Source organism: Anabaena sp. AL93 (genome assembly GCF_001672085.1).
Taxonomy (GTDB): domain Bacteria; phylum Cyanobacteriota; class Cyanobacteriia; order Cyanobacteriales; family Nostocaceae; genus Dolichospermum; species Dolichospermum heterosporum.
Genome location: NZ_LJOU01000071.1, coordinates 1 through 18,006, shown reverse-complemented (window position 1 = coordinate 18,006; position 18,006 = coordinate 1). Strand labels below are relative to the sequence as shown.

Here is an 18,006-nt window from a genome sequence, read left to right as displayed (position 1 = left end):
GATAATTAGTAGGTAGGGCTTATAGCTCTGCCTACAATTGTTTTATGTAAATTTCATGTGGGTGCAAAATCTGTGGCTGTCAAATTAGGAATACTTGGATTAGGTACGGTGGGAACGGGGACAGTGCAACTGTTGCAAGACAATGTAGGTCGTCATCCGCTGTTACAGGACATTGAAATCTATCGAGTGGGTGTGCGATCGCTCACGAAACCCAGAGCTGTAGAATTATCATCAGAGGTGATAACTACGGATTTAGAAGCCATTGTTAATGATCCAGCCGTAGATATAGTTGTAGAGTTAATGGGGGGATTAGAACCCGCCCGCACACTCATGTTGACAGCTATTAAAAATGGTAAGCACGTAATTACCGCCAATAAAGCCGTAATTTCTCGATTTGGTGGCGAAATATTCACCGCTGCTAATCAAGCGGGTGTCTATGTGCTGCTAGAAGCCGCCGTTGGTGGCGGTATTCCTGTAATTCAACCCCTGAAACAATCTTTAAGCGTTAATCGCATTAGCGCTATCATGGGCATTGTCAATGGCACAACCAACTATATCCTCACCAGGATGCAAACAGAAGGTAGTGAATTTGATCATGTCTTAGCAGATGCTCAAAAATTGGGTTATGCTGAAGCTGACCCCACAGCGGATGTGGATGGTTTAGATGCTGGAGATAAAATTGCTATTTTGGCATCTTTAGGATTTGACGGGCGAATCAATCGGGAAGATGTCCATTGTGAAGGAATTCGTCAAGTTACAAAAACAGATATTGCCTATGCCGCTAAATTAGGATTCGTAATTAAATTACTAGGAATAGCTCAACATTTAGATGAAGATAACTCCCAACTTTCCGTGAGAGTTCATCCTACCCTAGTTCCCCACAGCCACCCTTTAGCTAGTATTAACGGTGTTTACAATGCTATTCTGATTGAGGGAGAACCGATAGGACAAGTGATGTTATTCGGTCCTGGGGCTGGGGCTGGGGCTACCGCCAGTGCTGTATCATCAGATATCTTAAATCTTGTTGCTACCCTCAAAACCAATACCACGAAACCAAATTCTCTCCTCGCTTGTAGACATCAACATTACTCGCAAATTACCCCCATTACCGAGTTAATAACCCGGTTTTATGCCCGTTTCCTCAGCAAAGATCAAGCGGGAGTCATTGGGAGATTGGGAACTTGTTTTGGCAATTATGGCGTGAGTTTAGAGTCAGTTGTCCAAACTGGCTTTCAGGGAGAACTAGCCGAGATTGTCGTTGTTACCCACAATGTCCGGGAAGGGGACTTTAGAGAAGCTTTGGCAGAAATTCAAGCAATGGAATCAATAGACAGTATTCCCAGCGTATTACGAGTGCTTTGAAACATAAAAAGATCAAAATATCCCCGACTTCTCAAAGAAGTCGGGGATATTGTCATTCTATTCTTAATTAACAACAAGATAGTTCTTCCTTATCAACTTTATGATAACATTTTTAAAATTGTTTGTCAATACCATAAAATCACTTTTTTTCGGTTGGCGTTTTTGCGTTTTTTAGCGAAACATTATGGGGTGATGATGTATACTTAACACGGCTTATTTGTTTGGCTTCCACACCCGTCAGGGAATAAATTCCCTGTCTCATAGCTCAAGTCCGTTAAAACGGACTAATGAATTTTCCTAGTATTTAGTCATCTTTTAGATGACTTTCGCTATTAGCAAGGAACTTGAGTTTCTTGCGGGATGAAGATTTTGCGTTAAGTTGACACCAATGAAGCTCTTGCTTTACCCCTACAAATCTAGGTTTTTCGTAATTTTGTAAAAGTCCATGTCTCAACCGTGTTTAGTATAAATCAGGAAGACAGAGAATTGATTCCCTGTCTTCTAGCTAAAGTTCGTTTTAATTGAACAAGAAATTACCACCAAAGAGGTTGATATTCGCATTGGCGCTGGTAAATCCTGATGTCCCTGATAAGGTCACTAATAACTGACCAGTACCAAAACCAGTATTACCACCAATACCATCCCCAACTCGCACTAATGTAGAAGTACCTGATGTAATTACATCAAAATTGGCAATACCTGTAAAGTTCAATTTATCACCACCGACACCGCGCACAAATTGATAAACTGTATCTGTAGCATCACCAAGAACGTAATTAACGTTATCTACAACATTATCGTTTAAACCTAAATACAGGCTATCATTACCCAAACCACCAATTAAAGTATCTGCACCTGCATTACCAGTGAGGGTATCATTTCCTAAACCACCAGTGAGAACGTTAGCTGCTGTATTACCTGTAATGCTGTTATTGAGGTCATTACCTGTACCGTTAATCGCTGTTGTTCCTTGTAAAGTCAGGTTTTCTAGGTTGGTGGTGAGGGTGTAAGTTACACTGCTGAAAACGATATCAGTTCCTTGATTCAGATTTTCTGTAATGGTATCTGCTGTATTGTCCACATAATAGGAATCATTACCAGCACCACCAATCATAGTATCAGCACCCGCATTACCATTAAGAACGTTATTACCAGTGTTACCTGTAATGATATTATTCAGGTTATTACCTGTACCATTAATAGCGGTTGTTCCGGTTAAAGTCAGGTTTTCTAAGTTGGCTTTTAATGTCCAAGTGATAGAAGATTCAACGGTATCAATACCTTGATTTAAAAATTCAGCAATGACATCACCCACATTATCTACCACATAAGTGTCATTACCTTTACCACCACCTAATAAATCTGCACCTGTTCCCCCGTTCAGAGTGTCATTACCGTCTCCACCACTTAAATCATCGTTTCCTGTACCACCTTTAACCCAATCATTACCCGCAGTACCATCAAAGCTGACTGTACCTGTAAAGCCACTTAAATCAAAGCGTTCAAATCCGAATACTGTTGTCCCTGGAATATCTAATTGATTGGTGGTGTTATTGCCATCAATGGAGATACTATCATCAACTGTCCCCCCTGTGATGATCAGGGTATCTGTGCCATTACCACCTTTGATGGTGTCGTTTTGTTGTAAATTGGCAAAGGTGCTGGTGATGGTGTCGTCTCCATAGTCAGCATCTATGATATCTTGTTGGGGTGTGGTGATGAAGCTTTCGTCTTCGTTAAGGTCAGTGACTCCAATAGTTAATTGTTTTTCAAAGGATAACCCACCTTGGTCTGTGGTTCTAACTCGAACGCTGTAACTGTTTTTGGTTTCGTAGTCAAAGACAGAGTTGGTTTTGAGTTGATTATTGGTAATGGTAAATACACTGTTATTGGTGTCACCTGTTCCTGTAACTAAGCTATAGGTAAAGGTGTTTCCTGTATCTGGGTCTGTGGTGGTGAGATTACCCACTACTGTACCAATAATTTGGTTTTCTGCAACGGTGTTATTAGAGAGAGTTAAATTAGTAGGAGTTTCGTTAACGTTGCTAACTCCAATGGTTAATTGTTTCTCAAAGGATAACCCACCTTGGTCTGTGGTTTTGACGCGAACGCTGTAACTGTTTTTGGTTTCGTAGTCAAAGACAGAGTTGGTTTTGAGTTGATTATTGGTAATGGTAAATAAACTATTATCCGTTGCACCTTCCCCAGTGACTAAACTATAGGTAAAGGTGTCTCCTGTATTTGGGTCTGTGCTACTGAAATTACCAACGACTGTACCAATAACTTGATTTTCGGCAATTGTGCTGGTGGAGAGAGTGAGGTCTGTTGGTGCTTGGTTTAAAGATGGACTAGTAAACTCACTGACATTAATAATCTTTAAACCACTGAAACCATTAGCTACGTAAGCATAGTTACCCACTACTTGCACACCCCTAGCATCGCCAGATGTATCATAATTGCCCTTGATGGTGGGGGTAGTGGGGTTGCTGATGTCTATTATTTGTAGTCCTCCATAATACTCATCAGCTACGTAAGCATAGTTACCGACTACTTGCACACCTAAAGCACTGCCAGGTGTATCATAATTGCCCTTGAGGGTGGGGGTAGTGGGGTTGCTGATGTCAATTATTTGTAGTCCTGAACCACCATCAGCTACGTAAGCATAGTTACCGACTACTTGCACACTTAGAGCATTGCCAGAAGTATTATAATTGCCCTTGAGGGTGGGGGTAGTGGGGTTGCTGATGTCAATTATTTGTAGTCCTGAATTAGTATCAGCTACGTAAGCATAGTTACCGACTACTTGCACACCTCTAGCATAGCCCGTATCATAATTGCCTTTGAGGGTGGGGGTAGTGGGGTTGCTGGTGTCAATTATTTGTAGTCCTGAATAATAACCAGCTACGTAAGCATAGTTACCGACTACTTGCACACCTAAAGCATGGCCAAATATATTATCATAATTGCCATAATTGCCCTTGAGGGTGGGGGTAGTGGGGTTGCTGATGTCAATTATTTGTAGTCCTGAATAATAATCAGCTACATAAGCATAGTTACCGACTACTTGCACACCTAAAGCATAGCCAGATGTATAATAATTGCCCTTGAGGGTGGGGGTAGTGGGGTTGCTGATGTCAATTATTTGTAGTCCTGAAGTATAATCAGCTACATAAGCATAGTTACCGACTACTTGCACACCTCTAGCCTGTCCAGATGTATCATAATTGCCCTTGAGGGTGGGGGTAGTGGGGTTGCTGATGTCTATGATTTGTAGTCCTGAATAATAACCACCTACGTAAGCATAGTTACCGACTACTTGCACACCATAAGCCAAGCCAGAATAATTGCCCTTGAGGGTGGGGGTAGTGGGGTTGCTGATGTCAATTATTTGTAGTCCTGAATTAATATCAGCTACGTAAGCATAGTTACCCACAACTTGCACACCCCAAGCAATGCCCGTATCATAATTGCCCTTGAGGGTGGGGGTAGAGGGGTTGCTGATGTCAATGATTTGTAGTCCTGAACCACTATCAGCTACGTAAGCATAGTTACCGACTACTTGCACACCACGACCACTAGAAATCTTGTAACTTCCCTTGACAACGGGTTGGGCAGGGTTGCTAATATCAATGATCTCCAATCTATCCCCCACAGCGTAGGCATGATTACCCACCACTGTCACAGCATTGGCATAGCTTAAAATATCCCACTCTCCCACTAATGTGGGTGCAAATACTCCCTGGTAGGTGTGGAGGGTGTGTGCATTGAAAACAGAACCTAACCCCCTAACCCCCTTCCCTAGCAGGGAAGGGGGAATGTTTAAAGCCTCTCTCTTTGTAGGAGAAAGGTTTTTTACTGGGTTGATTTCATCTGTAACGGGAATATTCACCTCTAACTGCCAATTTCCCCCTAATGCTGCATTGCCGGTTTTTGTGGTGGAGGCGCTAATGGTGGCGTTGGTAATTTGATGTAATTTGTGAATAAATTCTGCCCCAGCATCCCCCGCAGCGACGTTACAGCCATAGAGTAAAATATTCTGACGTTGCCACTGTTGTAACTGTTGGGTGTAATTGTGAATATTAGTTAAGTTTAATTGACTATTTCCTAAATACAAGCATCCCGGCGCACCGTGGGAAACGATGTGAATGGTGGTGATGTGGGGATGTTGTTGTAAAACTTGGCTAATTTGCTCAATCCCGTCTTGATTTGGGGAAAGAATCACCGTTTCTACACCCTCTACAACTCCTGTTTGTAGAGTCTGATAGTCGGAAACGGAGGCATCAATAAAAACAATAGTTGTCGCGGTTTGACGGAGAAAAGAGTTGCTAAACATATTTTTTTCCTTTTCACTTGGTAACTAAGCTTTTATACCCGCCCGGAACTGAAGTTCCGGTCTAATAGCTAAAGTGCGTTGAAACGCACTGTGATGATATTGAAATCAGAAATTATCCTATTTATCGAACAAATACCGCTAAAATAGTCGGTTTTAACCGACTTGAGCTATTAGAGGATGTTTGAAAAGTTTTGAATGTATAAATTGACCCCTCTCCAAACCTCTCCCCGACGCGGGGAGAGGCTTTGAAAACCCCATTCCCTGGTAGGGAAGGGGGGCAGGGGGGTTAGGTTTTTGGAAATTATGGGTTTCATCTGATACTTTTCAAACAACCTCTTAGACAGGGAATTAATTCCCTGGCTTGAAGGTACTTGACACTGTTGAGCAGTGGTAAACCTTTACAAATTCTTATCCAAACAGGTTAAATATGTATATGATGGTAAGATGTGTTATTTATAAACACAACCGTGATCTTTAAGTTATAAATAATCTTTTTGTGACACATACTTAGATTCACGTATGTGACATATTCTAAATTCACAAAAAAACAACGAACTCTTGGCTTTGTAAAAAAGAAAAAAGATCCCCGACTTCCTTAAGAAGTCGGGGATCTAAATTTGTCTAAAGTTGTGAGTTAAGATTTAGAAGTGTGCTTACCGACAACTTGGGATTTGAGGGTGGTAATTTCTTCAGATAACTCCTGTCTGCTAGAAGCTTTGAGTAAATAGCGATAAACAAACCACACAGAATAACCAATGCCAATTAATTCAAAGGTAGGTGCTACCAAAGGAACATCATTAAGAGCATCTAATACAGCCAATAGTACCTTAACTGTGATTACTCCTGTCACTACTAAGCCAATACTAACAATTGGCTGCTGATATTGACCAAAGAATTTACCTACATAGTCTGGTAATGTCCCCAAAAAACCAGAAATTCGTTGTCCATATTTCAGCCATTGTTCTTGAGACTGCATAGGAGGTTGAAGTTTGGTCAAATTCCCGGTTTGAGTGTTAATTTCGGGTATGGTTGTTTCTTTAGACTGGGTTTCTTTAAATTCTGGTTCTTGCATTTTTGTTTCCATGATTTTGAAAGTTGAGTTTCTTACCTAGATATTTACAACCAAAAGGCTGTTAACCGGCACTTTCCCTCGCTAATCAGAGTGAGAGATTAGAGATTATTGGTTTATCTTACATCTAGAGTTCTTCACAAGTATGATAAAACTTTACACAAAATCCAGTAACATGAAGTTGCTAGTTATGGAACAGGCAAGGATAAAACTAAATAATCTAATACTATATCAAATTTTCTCAAAGTTTAGCAATTTAAGTAAATTTTTATCATTTTTGCCCCATTATGCTGCTTTTGTTTGATTCTTTGTACTGAGTTGGACGCTGACAGAATAACCCGATAACAAATTGTCCTTTTCATCATTGTTGTAGTTTATGACCACAAATATTGATTTTCTTGCTCACCTTAATCCTAGTCAACGTCAAGCAGTCGAACACTACTGCGGACCATTGTTAGTGGTAGCTGGTGCTGGTTCTGGGAAAACCCGGGCGCTGACTTACCGCATTGCTAATTTAATTATAAAACATCGTGTTAATCCTGAAAATATCCTCGCGGTGACATTTACCAATAAAGCTGCTAGGGAAATGAAGGAAAGAATTCAAAGGATATTTACTGAACAATTAGCAATATCACAACATGGTAAAAAGTTTGATTTGCTGACAGAATATGAACAAAGCTTACTAAAAACACAGGTTTATCGCACTACTATTAAAGATATGTGGTGTGGAACTTTTCACAGTTTATTCTCGCGGATTCTGCGCTGGGATATTGAAAAGTATCAAGATGAAAAAGGTAGAAAATGGAATAAGAACTTTTCTATCTTTGATGAATCGGATGTCCAAAGTGTGATTAAAGAAATTGTCACCAAAGATTTAAATTTAGATAGTAAAAAATTTGAACCTAAATCTATTCGCTACGCTATTAGTAACGCCAAAAATCAAGGACTTTCTCCCCAACAATTTGAAAGTGAACAACCAGACTATCGGGGTAGAGTTATTACTGATGTTTATAATCGCTATCAAGATAAACTTGCCCAAAATAACGCTTTAGATTTTGATGATTTAATTTTGATTCCTACCCGATTATTTCAACAAAATGAGCAAGTTTTAGCTTATTGGCATCAAAAATTCTCTCATATTCTAGTTGATGAATATCAAGATACCAACCGGACTCAATATGATCTAATTCAGCTTTTGGTGACAAATGGAGAAACCCGTAAAAGTGAATGGAAATGGCAAAATCGCTCTGTGTTTGTGGTTGGTGATGCTGACCAGTCAATTTATAGTTTTAGAATGGCAGATTTTACCATTTTGCTAGAATTTCAGGAAAATTTTGGGGATGGTTTAGCAGATGATGATACTCGTTCTATGGTGAAATTAGAAGAAAATTATCGTTCATGCGAAAATATTCTCCAAGCAGCTAATGAATTAATTGAAAATAATACTCAACGGATTGATAAAATCCTCAAAGCCACAAGAGAACCAGGAGAAGGAATTTATTGTCATAAAGCTGATGAAGAAATGGCAGAAGCAGCTTTTGTGATTAACCAAATTAGAAATTTAGAACATCAACACCCGGAATTAAATTGGGGTAACTTTGCAATTTTATATCGAACAAATGCCCAATCTCGACCTTTTGAAGAATTATTAGTAAAATATCAAATTCCTTATACGGTTGTGGGAGGCATGAAATTTTACGATCGCAAAGAAATTAAAGATGCTGTGGCATATTTAAGGGCGATTAATAACCCAGCGGATACTGTCAGTTTATTACGAGTTATCAACACACCTCGGCGGGGAATTGGTAAATCTACTGTTGATGCTTTGGTGAATGCTTCCCAGCAATTAGGAACAACTTTATGGGAAATATTAAGTGATGAAACATCTGTAAATACTTTAGCAGGACGTTCGGCGAAAGCGGTGAATAATTTCGCCGCCATGATTCAAAATCGTCAAGAACAAATCAAAGTTGTTCCCGGTTCGGAAATTTTACAAGGGGTTTTAGAGGATTCTGGCTATATTAAGGAATTGCAAGATCAAGCTACAGATGAAGCTGATAATAGAATTAGTAACGTCAATGAATTATATAATGCTATGCTGCAATTTCAAGAAGAAAATGCTGGAGAAGATATTTCTTTACAGGCATTTTTGCAAAGTGCGGCTTTGAGTTCTGATTTAGATAATTTAAAAGAGGGACAAACAGCGGTTTCTTTAATGACTTTACACGCTTCTAAGGGGTTGGAGTTTCCTGTTGTCTTTTTGGTGGGATTAGAACAGGGACTTTTTCCGGGTTATCGTTCTTTACAAGATCCTTCATTGTTAGAAGAGGAACGGCGTTTGTGTTATGTGGGAATTACCCGCGCTCAAGAACGTTTGTTTCTATCTCATGCCAGAGAAAGACGTTTATATGGGTCTAGAGAACCAGCAATGCGATCGCAATTTCTCGATGAAATCCCCGCAGAACTATTAACCACCCAAAATAAAGTTACCCGGAGTTCGACTAAAACCACTTCTGCAACCACTAGTAAACAAACCACCCCCGGAATTTGGCAAGTAGGTGACAGAGTATTACATAAGTCCTTCGGACTTGGGGAAATTACCCACGTTTTCGGAGAAGGAAATAAAGTTTCTGTAGCGATTAAATTCCTGAGTTTAGGACAAAAAATCGTAGACCCCAGAGTAGCGCAATTGCAGAAAGTTGGTTAAAAAATGTAGGTTGGGTTGAGCGACAGCAAAACCCAACATTTTCAATGATTTTGTTGGGTTTCGTTCCTCTACCCAACCTACAAATTTTGTAACTGATTCAGACAAAATCCCCAACCATAAAAAACAAGTAGGGTGTGTTAGCGACAGCGTAACGCACCATAATCAAACACAAATAAAATCAATAAAAAACCCCAATCCCATCCTGTAAATCCTCAAATCCTGGAAATCCTGATTCAGACAAAATCCCCAACTAGCAACTTACATTATTAATTTCCAACCGCCAATTTCTCGATTATTCAATTGTTCAATTATTTAGCTCTAGTAACAGCAGTAGATTTAACTTCAAGCGTTGTTGTATCTGTCTCGGTTAATTTACCGTATAAATAAAGATCAACTTTTTTACCACCTGTATATATACAAGCATAAAAGCCTTCACTACCTGAAAATGTATTGGGACTGGGACACAATGGATTTGGATTTGGAGTTGGAGTTGCAGTTGCAGTTGCAGTTGGATTTGGTGTTGGGCTTGGGGTTCGTACTGCATCAGCTATAAAATACTTAGAATCATCTGCAAATGTTGCAACAGGATCAGGGCTAGGACTAAGCGCAGTAGTATTAGTAGGACTAGGACAGGGAGTAGGAGTAGGAACAGGAGTAGTTATGTTGGCATATCGCTTAATTGATTTTGGGAGCTGCCATAAACCAGAACTATTAAAGGTATAGTAAACAACAGTATAGGTTTTATCAGAACTAAGAGCGCCACAAGAGTAAAGGGGAATTGTTAATTGTAAAACGCCCACCGCACCTGAAGGTAATGTTACAGTTGGAGCAGTAACACTCTTTGCCATTCTCACTTCATTACTAATATAATCCAAAACCCGATTCAAATTAGCACGTCTGTCACTTTCCGATGCTGCTTTACTGTTTTGTTTCAACATAGCCACAATACCAATGCCAGCTATAGTCAAAACACCGGACATGATAGCTGTTGCTACTAATAACTCTAGCAAAGTAAATCCCTCATCTGTATTGAGAGAAGATTGACGAGTTTTATAATTTTGAAGATAAAATTGGATATTTTTTTTGATATTAAAAGTATTGTTTAACATATTTTTTAAGGTGTACAATTGGATGAATAAGTAGCACCACTACCCGTATATTTGCCAGTTGCAATTAACCCTAGTGGTTGAGAGACAACTATACATTTTTTATCTCCAATATTGTTGCTATATTGCAATACAATTGTTATGGGATTTGTTTCCGTCATATTACCCAGATAATCAAATGTCAAACTAGAAGCCGCACCTGTTCCATCTTTGTATACATTCATAGAAACGTTATATAACGTTCGTGTACCTGTCAATAGACAGTTGCCAGTAGAACTACTAATTGTTGGTGGTGTAGCAGTAGAAAAAGAAAGTGTACAGCTTTGACCTCGACGCATAGCTCCTATTTGTGCTTCTAATAAAGCATTTTTAGTGCTGGTTAGGTCCTGAGTAACTTTATTCCTTTGATTTAAAGCTGAAAAACTAGGAGCAGAAATAGCAGCTAGGATGCCGACAAAAAGCATAACCACGATTAATTCTAGTAAAGTAAATCCATCTTCACTGTAATGGGTGTTGTCATGATTCATATAGTATTACCTGGGTATAAGCTATTGCACTTAAAATGCCAATAATAAGGATCGTTGACGTTTTCATCAGAGTGAAACCCTGACTATTTTCATGGAGATGATCAGGTAACATTAGCTATCATCTCAGTAGGTTGGCGTTAAAAATTGTCTTTATAACAAAGGGACAGAGAAGAAGTTTTGGGCAACTTTACTTTTTGTTAATACTTCGGTTTTTTATCATCCACTTACTTAATTTACACTCTGACGCTGCCATGAATTAACATTGCCAAGATTTATCGTTTGAATACTACCAGAGGCAGGCTGGGAAATTTCTGATAAATCAGTCCATGAAACCGCAGACTGATTAATATTTCCATTCCCAGTAGCAGTAAAACTTTTTGTCCACAAAGAACCAGAAACGTTACCATCTCCCGTTAATCTTGTGGCTATAAAAGGTGCAAATATGAAAGCGGAGGATGAACCATTACCCGTGAGATTTACTTCTTCGGTCCCAGTGCCATACATATAAAATTTAAAATACTTTGGGTTGTAAGTTGCACCGTTACCCGTCAATGTTAAACTCGCATTTGGTCCCGTATAAAAAATAACTTTTGTTGTTAGTCCCCCTGCACATACAGTTGGAGCAACAAGACCGTTACCACTCAGATTAAGATCAGCATCGGCATAAATTATTATTGTTTCGTTACAAGCACCACGTGAAGATCCAAAAGTTATACTGGCATTTCCACTTAAGTTAATGGAATTGCTACCGCTTGCGCCTATACGATATATGTATGTTGAATTTTGCGGTACCGTAGCACTAAATGCTACTCCATTGCTATTGATATCACCCGTACCAGGAAGTGTTAGAGTGCCATTATTACGATTAATTCCAGTGGAAATATTGTTAACATTCGATGTCGGAGGCGTATATTGGTTACCATTAGGTAGATCCGGAAATGCCTGATTGGACTGGATGAGTGTACCCTTTGGATTAGCAGTATTAGGATCACCATCATCCACAGTTCCTATCCTAGTATAGTTTCCACTGGCATCCTTGGTCTGAGGAAAAGCAGTAGTACCTGTACCACCACAACTAGCATCCTGAACATTTGCATTTGCTATGGCATTACCACCACTAAAACTAAAACTATTTGCCCATAATCCAGCCGGTGCTGTACCTGTATTCGTAACCGTATTTGGAGTTGTAGTGGATGATACAGGAATACTGACTACAAGCTTGGTGGTGGCTGGATTAGCGTCATTTTGCTTAACTCGACCTAGAACCGTCAGTGTGCCAACTCCTGGTGCAGTAGGAGGATTGGTTGCTACACCACTAGGTGTATATTGGTAGCTAACAAGCTGGTATTGTCCTTTACCTACATCACTTGCGTCTATATTTTGCCATCCAGTCCCAGTAGCTATTTGTACTTGAGAGGTATTTATGTTCGTAGTGTTGCTATTGCTAACACTACCACAGCCACTACTACTGCTACTGCTACTGCTACTGCTACTAGATGATAAAACGGTCTGCCAACTCGTATTAGGGTAAACAGCAATATTCTTATTTTGGCTAATTATACCCTGGTAACGAGTAATACCTGTCTCTGCTGCTGCCAACGCTCTAGATACCGTTTTTTGAGATGATGCACTTACCGCATCACCCTGAGATCTCATAATCATCGTCAGAGCAATTATGAGCATGACTAACCCAAATCCCACAGCAATGGGCATAACAAAACCCTCTTCGCCCGATAGATGGACAAGAGTAATCTTGAGTCTTTGGTTCATCAGTTTTTTATTCATCATCTTTACCTCCTAAGTATTAATTGAGTTTTAATTTTTTTATTCATAGCGACTTGAAACCTCTGTAAAGACGTTCCATGACTAGGGATTCTCGTTTCTACAATCTTTTTTGGAGATGCCCATATGAATACAGATTAATATACTTAACATTGATAAAACGCACTAGGAATAACCTCGGCATATATTGATGCCACTTTGACGTTACTGTTGCTTTGAGGAGTCACAGTGTAGGACAGTGCCAGAACTTCGTAACGAGGAGTAGCTGTAAACGGAGAACTTTTAACCTCAGAACTCCGAGTAACGGTGTATGCTTTTCCACCGATATATTTTGTAAATGGAGATGAAGGCAAACCCTGTTGTAAATCCTGTTGTAGGTAATAAGCAAAGCCAGCATTAGCGGATGTGGCTGTACATTTGCTGACCGCAGTGACACCTGCATTGGCGGACTGATCGGTACCAAGATTAGCTGTGAGGGTAAGTAAATTTCCACTAATACTTTGAATCGTATAGGTCGTTGTATCTGTTCCGATTTTGACCTGATCGTTATTTGCTAATCCAACAGCGGATTCCAACACAACTTCTTTTTGTTGAGCAGCAGCATTAGCTGATAAGATGGATAAATTCGCTGCCTTATCTCTGACTGCTTCTAGATCCGCTTGAATCCAAGTAATACCACTAGAGTATGCTTTTGCCTTACTTTTAAAGAGCGCAGCAGTCACTAATCCCATCAGTGCTACATTCACGAAAGCAGTAATTACTACAATGGCAACCAGCACTTCTAAAAGTGTGAATCCCTGCTGTGACTTTTGAGGGTTTTTTTCCCAGGATAATCGTTTAAAAAGTTTCATCATAATGCACCTCTTGTTACTGCCAGGAATTCACAGGAGCAATCTGTAGCGACAGGCAAATTGATTGTTACCAAACAAATTGCATTACAGTTAAGTTTTTACGCCCACAAATTGCACCATGATTATTTTCTACAATTGGAAAAAATAAAATTTGATAATATCTTAGAACTAATACTAAGCAGCCTAAAAGACAGAATGATTATTTGAATCATTGAGCCACATAAAATATTGGTTCAGCACAGTTTCACCCAGACACAACCTCACCTTCTGATTGCGTAAATTGCCAGGAAGAGATCAAGAATGGGTTTAAATTTTAGTCGCACCTAATAGGGAATCACTATAGTCCATTGATGTCAACTTAAGTCAGAAATAGCTTATGTGTTTTCTTCCACACCCGCCCAGAAACGAATTTCCGGGCTAATAACCAAAGTAAACTAAAGTTTACTAAACAATTTAAAAAATTTTCTAGTTATTCAGTCATCTTCAGATGACTTTCGCTATGAGACTGGGAATTCATTCCCCGTCGGACTATGGGTTTTACGTTAAGTTTACACCAGTGACTATAGCCATAGTATATCATAGCTTTTGATGGTGATACTGATGAAACTACTGAATCTCATGAAAATTTAGGAAAAATTCATTTTCTGAACCCTGAATCAGAATTTACAGTTAGATATACTAAACACGTTTGGGACATGGACTTTTACGAAATTACGAAAAACCTAGATTTGTAGGGATAAAGCAAAAGCTGATATGTATCAACTTAACGTAAAACCCATAGCCCGCAAGATTGGATTATCTTTTGTGTGGAGTTCTCCCAAACAATCTGTTGAGAAGAGCTTTTTAAGTATATTCACGTATGTAGTCAGGGGCTACATCGAAGTATTATGCTAATTTAATTACTTTTAAAGCAGCAATCTCCAACCATGTTTTCATTATAAACATTGAATTATAAAAATATTATAGACAATTGATTTTTTTTTTATACAATTAAGATTAGATCCAATTAATTAGGTCATTAACCTAACTTACCATCATGCCTTCTTCCTCAACTATCACTAGGAAATATACAGGTGGTGTCAGCGGCATCTCCAACAACAACACCACACTTGCATTTGCAACCGGGAATTATCTAATCACTGCTACAGGCACTACTAACGGCATCTTGAACAGCGGCACTATTCAATTTAACAGTGGTAACGATAAAATCACCGCGACAGGTGGTAGTTACGGCATCTTGAACAGTGGCACTATTCAATTCGGCGATGGTAACGATAGTGTCACTGCTACAGGTAGTTACGGCATCTTGAACAGTGGCACTATTCAATTCGGCAATGGTAACAATAAAATCACTGCTACAGGTAGTATTTACGGCATCTTGAACAGTGGCACTATTCAATTCGGCAATGGTAACAATAAAATCACCGCTACAGGCAGTAGTTCCTACGGCATCTTGAACAGTGGCACTATTCAATTCGGCACTGGTAACGATAACATCACTGCTACGGGTAGTCTTGGTCTATTAAACAACGGCAGCATTCAATTTGGTACTGGTAACGATAGTATAACGGCTAAGGGTAGTAGTTCCTACGGCATTGAGAACTATGGCACTATTCAATTCAGTGGTGGTAACGATAGTATAACTGCTATAAGTAGTAGTTCCTACGGCATCTTGAACAGTGGCACTATTCAATTTGACAATGGTAGCTCTAGTAGTGTTGATAACATCACTGCGACAGGCATTACTTATGGCATCTTCAACGACAACGGCGGTATTCAATTCAGTAATGGTAACGGTAACATCATCGCTACAGGTGGTAGTTACGGCATCGGGAACTATGGCGCTGCTAGTCGTTTCACCAGCGGCGGCAGTATTCAATTCGGCAATGGTAACGATAACATCACTGCGACAGGTGGTAGTTACGGCATTGAAAACTATGGCATTATTGAACTAGGCAATGGTAACAATACCATCACCGCTACAGGTGGTAGTTACAGCGTCTCGAACAGTACTACTCAATCTTCAAGTGGTAGCTCTAGTAATACTAGAGGTTGTGACGACGACAATAGCCGAAGTCAAGGTTGTAGTGGTAGCTCTACCAGAGGTCGTGACGACGACGACGACAGCCGTACTGGTCAAGGTTGCGATGATGATAGCTCTAATAACAGTAGCTCTAATAACGTTACTACTACATTTACTATTACAGGCAATGGTGCTGGCATCCAAAACAGCGGCACTATTCAATCCGGTAGTGGTAACGATATCATTACTGCTATCGGTGGTCTTTACGGCATCCAGAACAGCGGTAGTATTCTACTAGGCGATGGTAACAATACCATCACTGCGACAGGTGGTAGCTACAGCGTCTCGACCCGCACTACTCAATCTTCAAATAGTAGCTCTAGCGGAGGTTGTGACGACGACCACGAAGACGACGACCACGATTACAGCCGGAATAGTCAATCTTCAAGTGGTAGATATAGCTCTTCCAGCGGTCGTAACAACGACGATAGCCGCAGTGGTCAAGGTTGCAATGATAGCTCTTCCAGAGATTGTGACGACGACAACCGGAACAGTCAATCTTCAAATAGTAGCTCTAATAAAGTTACTACTACTACCGTTACTACTACAGGCGATGGTGTTGGCATTGGCATCCAGAACGCGAACACTGGCACTATTCAATTTGGCATTGGTGACGATAGTATAACGGCTAAAGGTGGTCTTTACGGCATCCAGAACAGCGGCACTATTGACCTTAGCGATGGTAAGAATACTATCACTGCTACAGGTGGTACTTACAGCGTCTCGACCAGCACTACTCAATCTTCAAATAGTAGCTCTAATAGCTCTAGCGGAGGTCGTGACGACGATTACGAAGACGACGACCACGATTACAGCCGGAATAGTCAATCTTCAAGTGGTAGATATAGCTCTAGCAACGGTCGCGACGACGACAGCCGCAGTGGTCAAGGTTGTAATGATAGCTCTGATGAAGGTAGCTCCAATAACGTTACTACTACTACCGTTACTACTGGCAATGGTGTTGGTATTGGCATCCAGAACGCGAACACTGGCACTATTCAATTCGGCATTGGTAGCGATAACATCACTGCTACAGGTGGTCTTTACGGCATCGAGAACAAGGGTAATATTAACCTCGGCAGTGGTGACGATAGTATCACTGCTACAGGTGGTACTCAAGGCATCTATAACGATGGTACTATTAACCTCGGCGATGGTAACGATAGTATTACTGCTATAAATGGATTCTCCGGTAGTGGTTATGTTCTTTTAGGAGCCGGTAACGACGTTGTATCGGGTTTTGGTACGGGATACTTTGTTGGTGGGGACGGTGTGGACACCTTGAAATTATCTAGTGGTAGCTATACTCTTGGTTCTACAACTGTTAATAATGAGAATTTTGTGACAGTTACGCAAGGTGCTACAACTATGAATGTATTTGGTTTTACTAACTTAATCGTTGGCAACCAATCCTATTCTTTTAGTAGTCTATCTAGCACTCAAGTAATAACTGCGTAGTATAAATTCTTTAGCAAAAATTCCTTTCTGAATACCGTCAAACCACGCAATTTATTATGTCAGGATTTTGCGAAGTTTGGCGATTTTTTATGCTGAAGTTCCCCTTGCTATCCTACTGCTAATGCTGGGTTTCACTGCGTTCGACTCAACCTTGTATCTTAGAGGAAGTGGTAGAGTGATAAGTAGGTTGGCGTTGAAAATTGTCGTTATGGCAAGGCAAGAGGCAAAAGGCAAGAGGCAAGAGGCAAGAGGGTTTGGGCGATTTTACGTTTCTTTACACAGTTTGGTTTTATTGTGTTCACCTACTTAGACAGTCCCAACCTCAGTCAGAAAAGACCGTTTTGTAGTAAGTATCACCGTTGGAGGGTTTTGGTGGGAAGTACCCGTACCACAAGAAACTTTTAGGAATTTTGTTAATTGGAAGTCTCTTAACTCCCGGTTCGCCCATTTTTTAGGGAGTTAGGAAAAATGTGCAGATAAAAGTATAATCAGAGACAGGTTATACAAAATAAGCTAAGTAAGTATATGTTCGACGTTATGGCAACTGAATCCATAATTACAAACGAACGAGTAGATGACATACCCGTACTACTCACACAGATAGAACGGATGGGTGTACAAAAGCTAATAGATAAAAACTTCCCCACCCATGGAAATTGGCGAGGACAAAGCTTGGGGAATGTAGCAGTGATCTGGTTAACACATATCTTATCGCAAGCAGACCACCG

At 40.1% G+C, this 18,006-nt stretch carries 9 protein-coding genes and 1 pseudogene; 4 read left to right on the top strand and 6 right to left on the bottom strand.

Annotation, left to right across the window (positions count from 1 at the left end; all coding sequences use genetic code 11):
• Positions 1 to 72 precede the first annotated feature (72 nt).
• Positions 73 to 1,362 (top strand): homoserine dehydrogenase, encoded by a 1,290-nt coding sequence (locus AN486_RS18050; RefSeq protein ID WP_290601914.1) that lies wholly within the window; start codon positions 73 to 75, stop codon positions 1,360 to 1,362.
• A 517-nt stretch (positions 1,363 to 1,879) separates the two neighbouring features.
• Here AN486_RS18050 and AN486_RS18045 read toward each other — a convergent pair.
• Together AN486_RS18045 and AN486_RS18040 are read right to left on the bottom strand one after the other, a co-directional pair.
• Positions 1,880 to 5,695 (bottom strand): DUF4347 domain-containing protein, encoded by a 3,816-nt coding sequence (locus AN486_RS18045; RefSeq protein ID WP_290601913.1) that lies wholly within the window; start codon positions 5,693 to 5,695, stop codon positions 1,880 to 1,882.
• A 634-nt stretch (positions 5,696 to 6,329) separates the two neighbouring features.
• Positions 6,330 to 6,767 (bottom strand): CAAD domain-containing protein, encoded by a 438-nt coding sequence (locus tag AN486_RS18040; protein ID WP_039200902.1) that lies wholly within the window; start codon positions 6,765 to 6,767, stop codon positions 6,330 to 6,332.
• Positions 6,768 to 7,140: 373 nt separating this feature from the next.
• On the opposite strand from AN486_RS18040, the gene pcrA reads away from it, so the two are divergent.
• Positions 7,141 to 9,471, top strand: coding sequence for a DNA helicase PcrA (gene pcrA / locus AN486_RS18035; protein ID WP_290601912.1), 2,331 nt, complete (start codon positions 7,141 to 7,143; stop codon positions 9,469 to 9,471).
• Between the two features lie 308 nt (positions 9,472 to 9,779).
• Here pcrA and AN486_RS18030 read toward each other — a convergent pair whose 3' ends face one another.
• The 4 genes from AN486_RS18030 to AN486_RS18015 all read right to left on the bottom strand — a co-directional run bounded on the left by AN486_RS18030 (position 9,780) and on the right by AN486_RS18015 (position 13,740).
• Complete coding sequence (locus tag AN486_RS18030) at positions 9,780 to 10,580, bottom strand: type II secretion system protein J (protein WP_290601911.1); 801 nt, start codon at positions 10,578 to 10,580, stop codon at positions 9,780 to 9,782.
• Positions 10,581 to 10,585: 5 nt separating this feature from the next.
• Complete coding sequence (locus tag AN486_RS18025; RefSeq protein WP_168635767.1) at positions 10,586 to 11,104, bottom strand: type II secretion system protein; 519 nt, start codon at positions 11,102 to 11,104, stop codon at positions 10,586 to 10,588.
• Positions 11,105 to 11,332: 228 nt separating this feature from the next.
• Entirely contained in the window at positions 11,333 to 12,892 is a 1,560-nt protein-coding gene (locus AN486_RS18020; RefSeq protein WP_290601910.1) for a hypothetical protein, read from the bottom strand.
• A gap of 140 nt (positions 12,893 to 13,032) precedes the next feature.
• Positions 13,033 to 13,740, bottom strand: coding sequence for a type II secretion system protein (locus tag AN486_RS18015; RefSeq protein ID WP_081424119.1), 708 nt, complete (start codon positions 13,738 to 13,740; stop codon positions 13,033 to 13,035).
• 1,033 nt (positions 13,741 to 14,773) lie between these two features.
• Here AN486_RS18015 and AN486_RS18010 point away from each other — a divergent pair.
• Together AN486_RS18010 and AN486_RS18005 are read left to right on the top strand one after the other, a co-directional pair.
• Entirely contained in the window at positions 14,774 to 17,278 is a 2,505-nt protein-coding gene (locus tag AN486_RS18010; RefSeq protein WP_290601909.1) for a hypothetical protein, read from the top strand.
• 525 nt (positions 17,279 to 17,803) lie between these two features.
• Positions 17,804 to 18,006 (top strand): annotated as a pseudogene (locus tag AN486_RS18005) (hypothetical protein); the annotation flags it as partial.

Coding starts and splice junctions, on each gene's coding strand:
- AN486_RS18015 (WP_081424119.1), bottom strand. CDS start 13,740: ATGATGAAACTTTTTAAACGATTATCCTGGGAAAAAAACCCTCAAAAG.
- AN486_RS18025 (WP_168635767.1), bottom strand. CDS start 11,104: ATGAATCATGACAACACCCATTACAGTGAAGATGGATTTACTTTACTA.
- pcrA (WP_290601912.1), top strand. CDS start 7,141: ATGACCACAAATATTGATTTTCTTGCTCACCTTAATCCTAGTCAACGT.
- AN486_RS18045 (WP_290601913.1), bottom strand. CDS start 5,695: ATGTTTAGCAACTCTTTTCTCCGTCAAACCGCGACAACTATTGTTTTT.
- AN486_RS18030 (WP_290601911.1), bottom strand. CDS start 10,580: ATGTTAAACAATACTTTTAATATCAAAAAAAATATCCAATTTTATCTT.
- AN486_RS18040 (WP_039200902.1), bottom strand. CDS start 6,767: ATGCAAGAACCAGAATTTAAAGAAACCCAGTCTAAAGAAACAACCATA.
- AN486_RS18020 (WP_290601910.1), bottom strand. CDS start 12,892: ATGATGAATAAAAAACTGATGAACCAAAGACTCAAGATTACTCTTGTC.
- AN486_RS18010 (WP_290601909.1), top strand. CDS start 14,774: ATGCCTTCTTCCTCAACTATCACTAGGAAATATACAGGTGGTGTCAGC.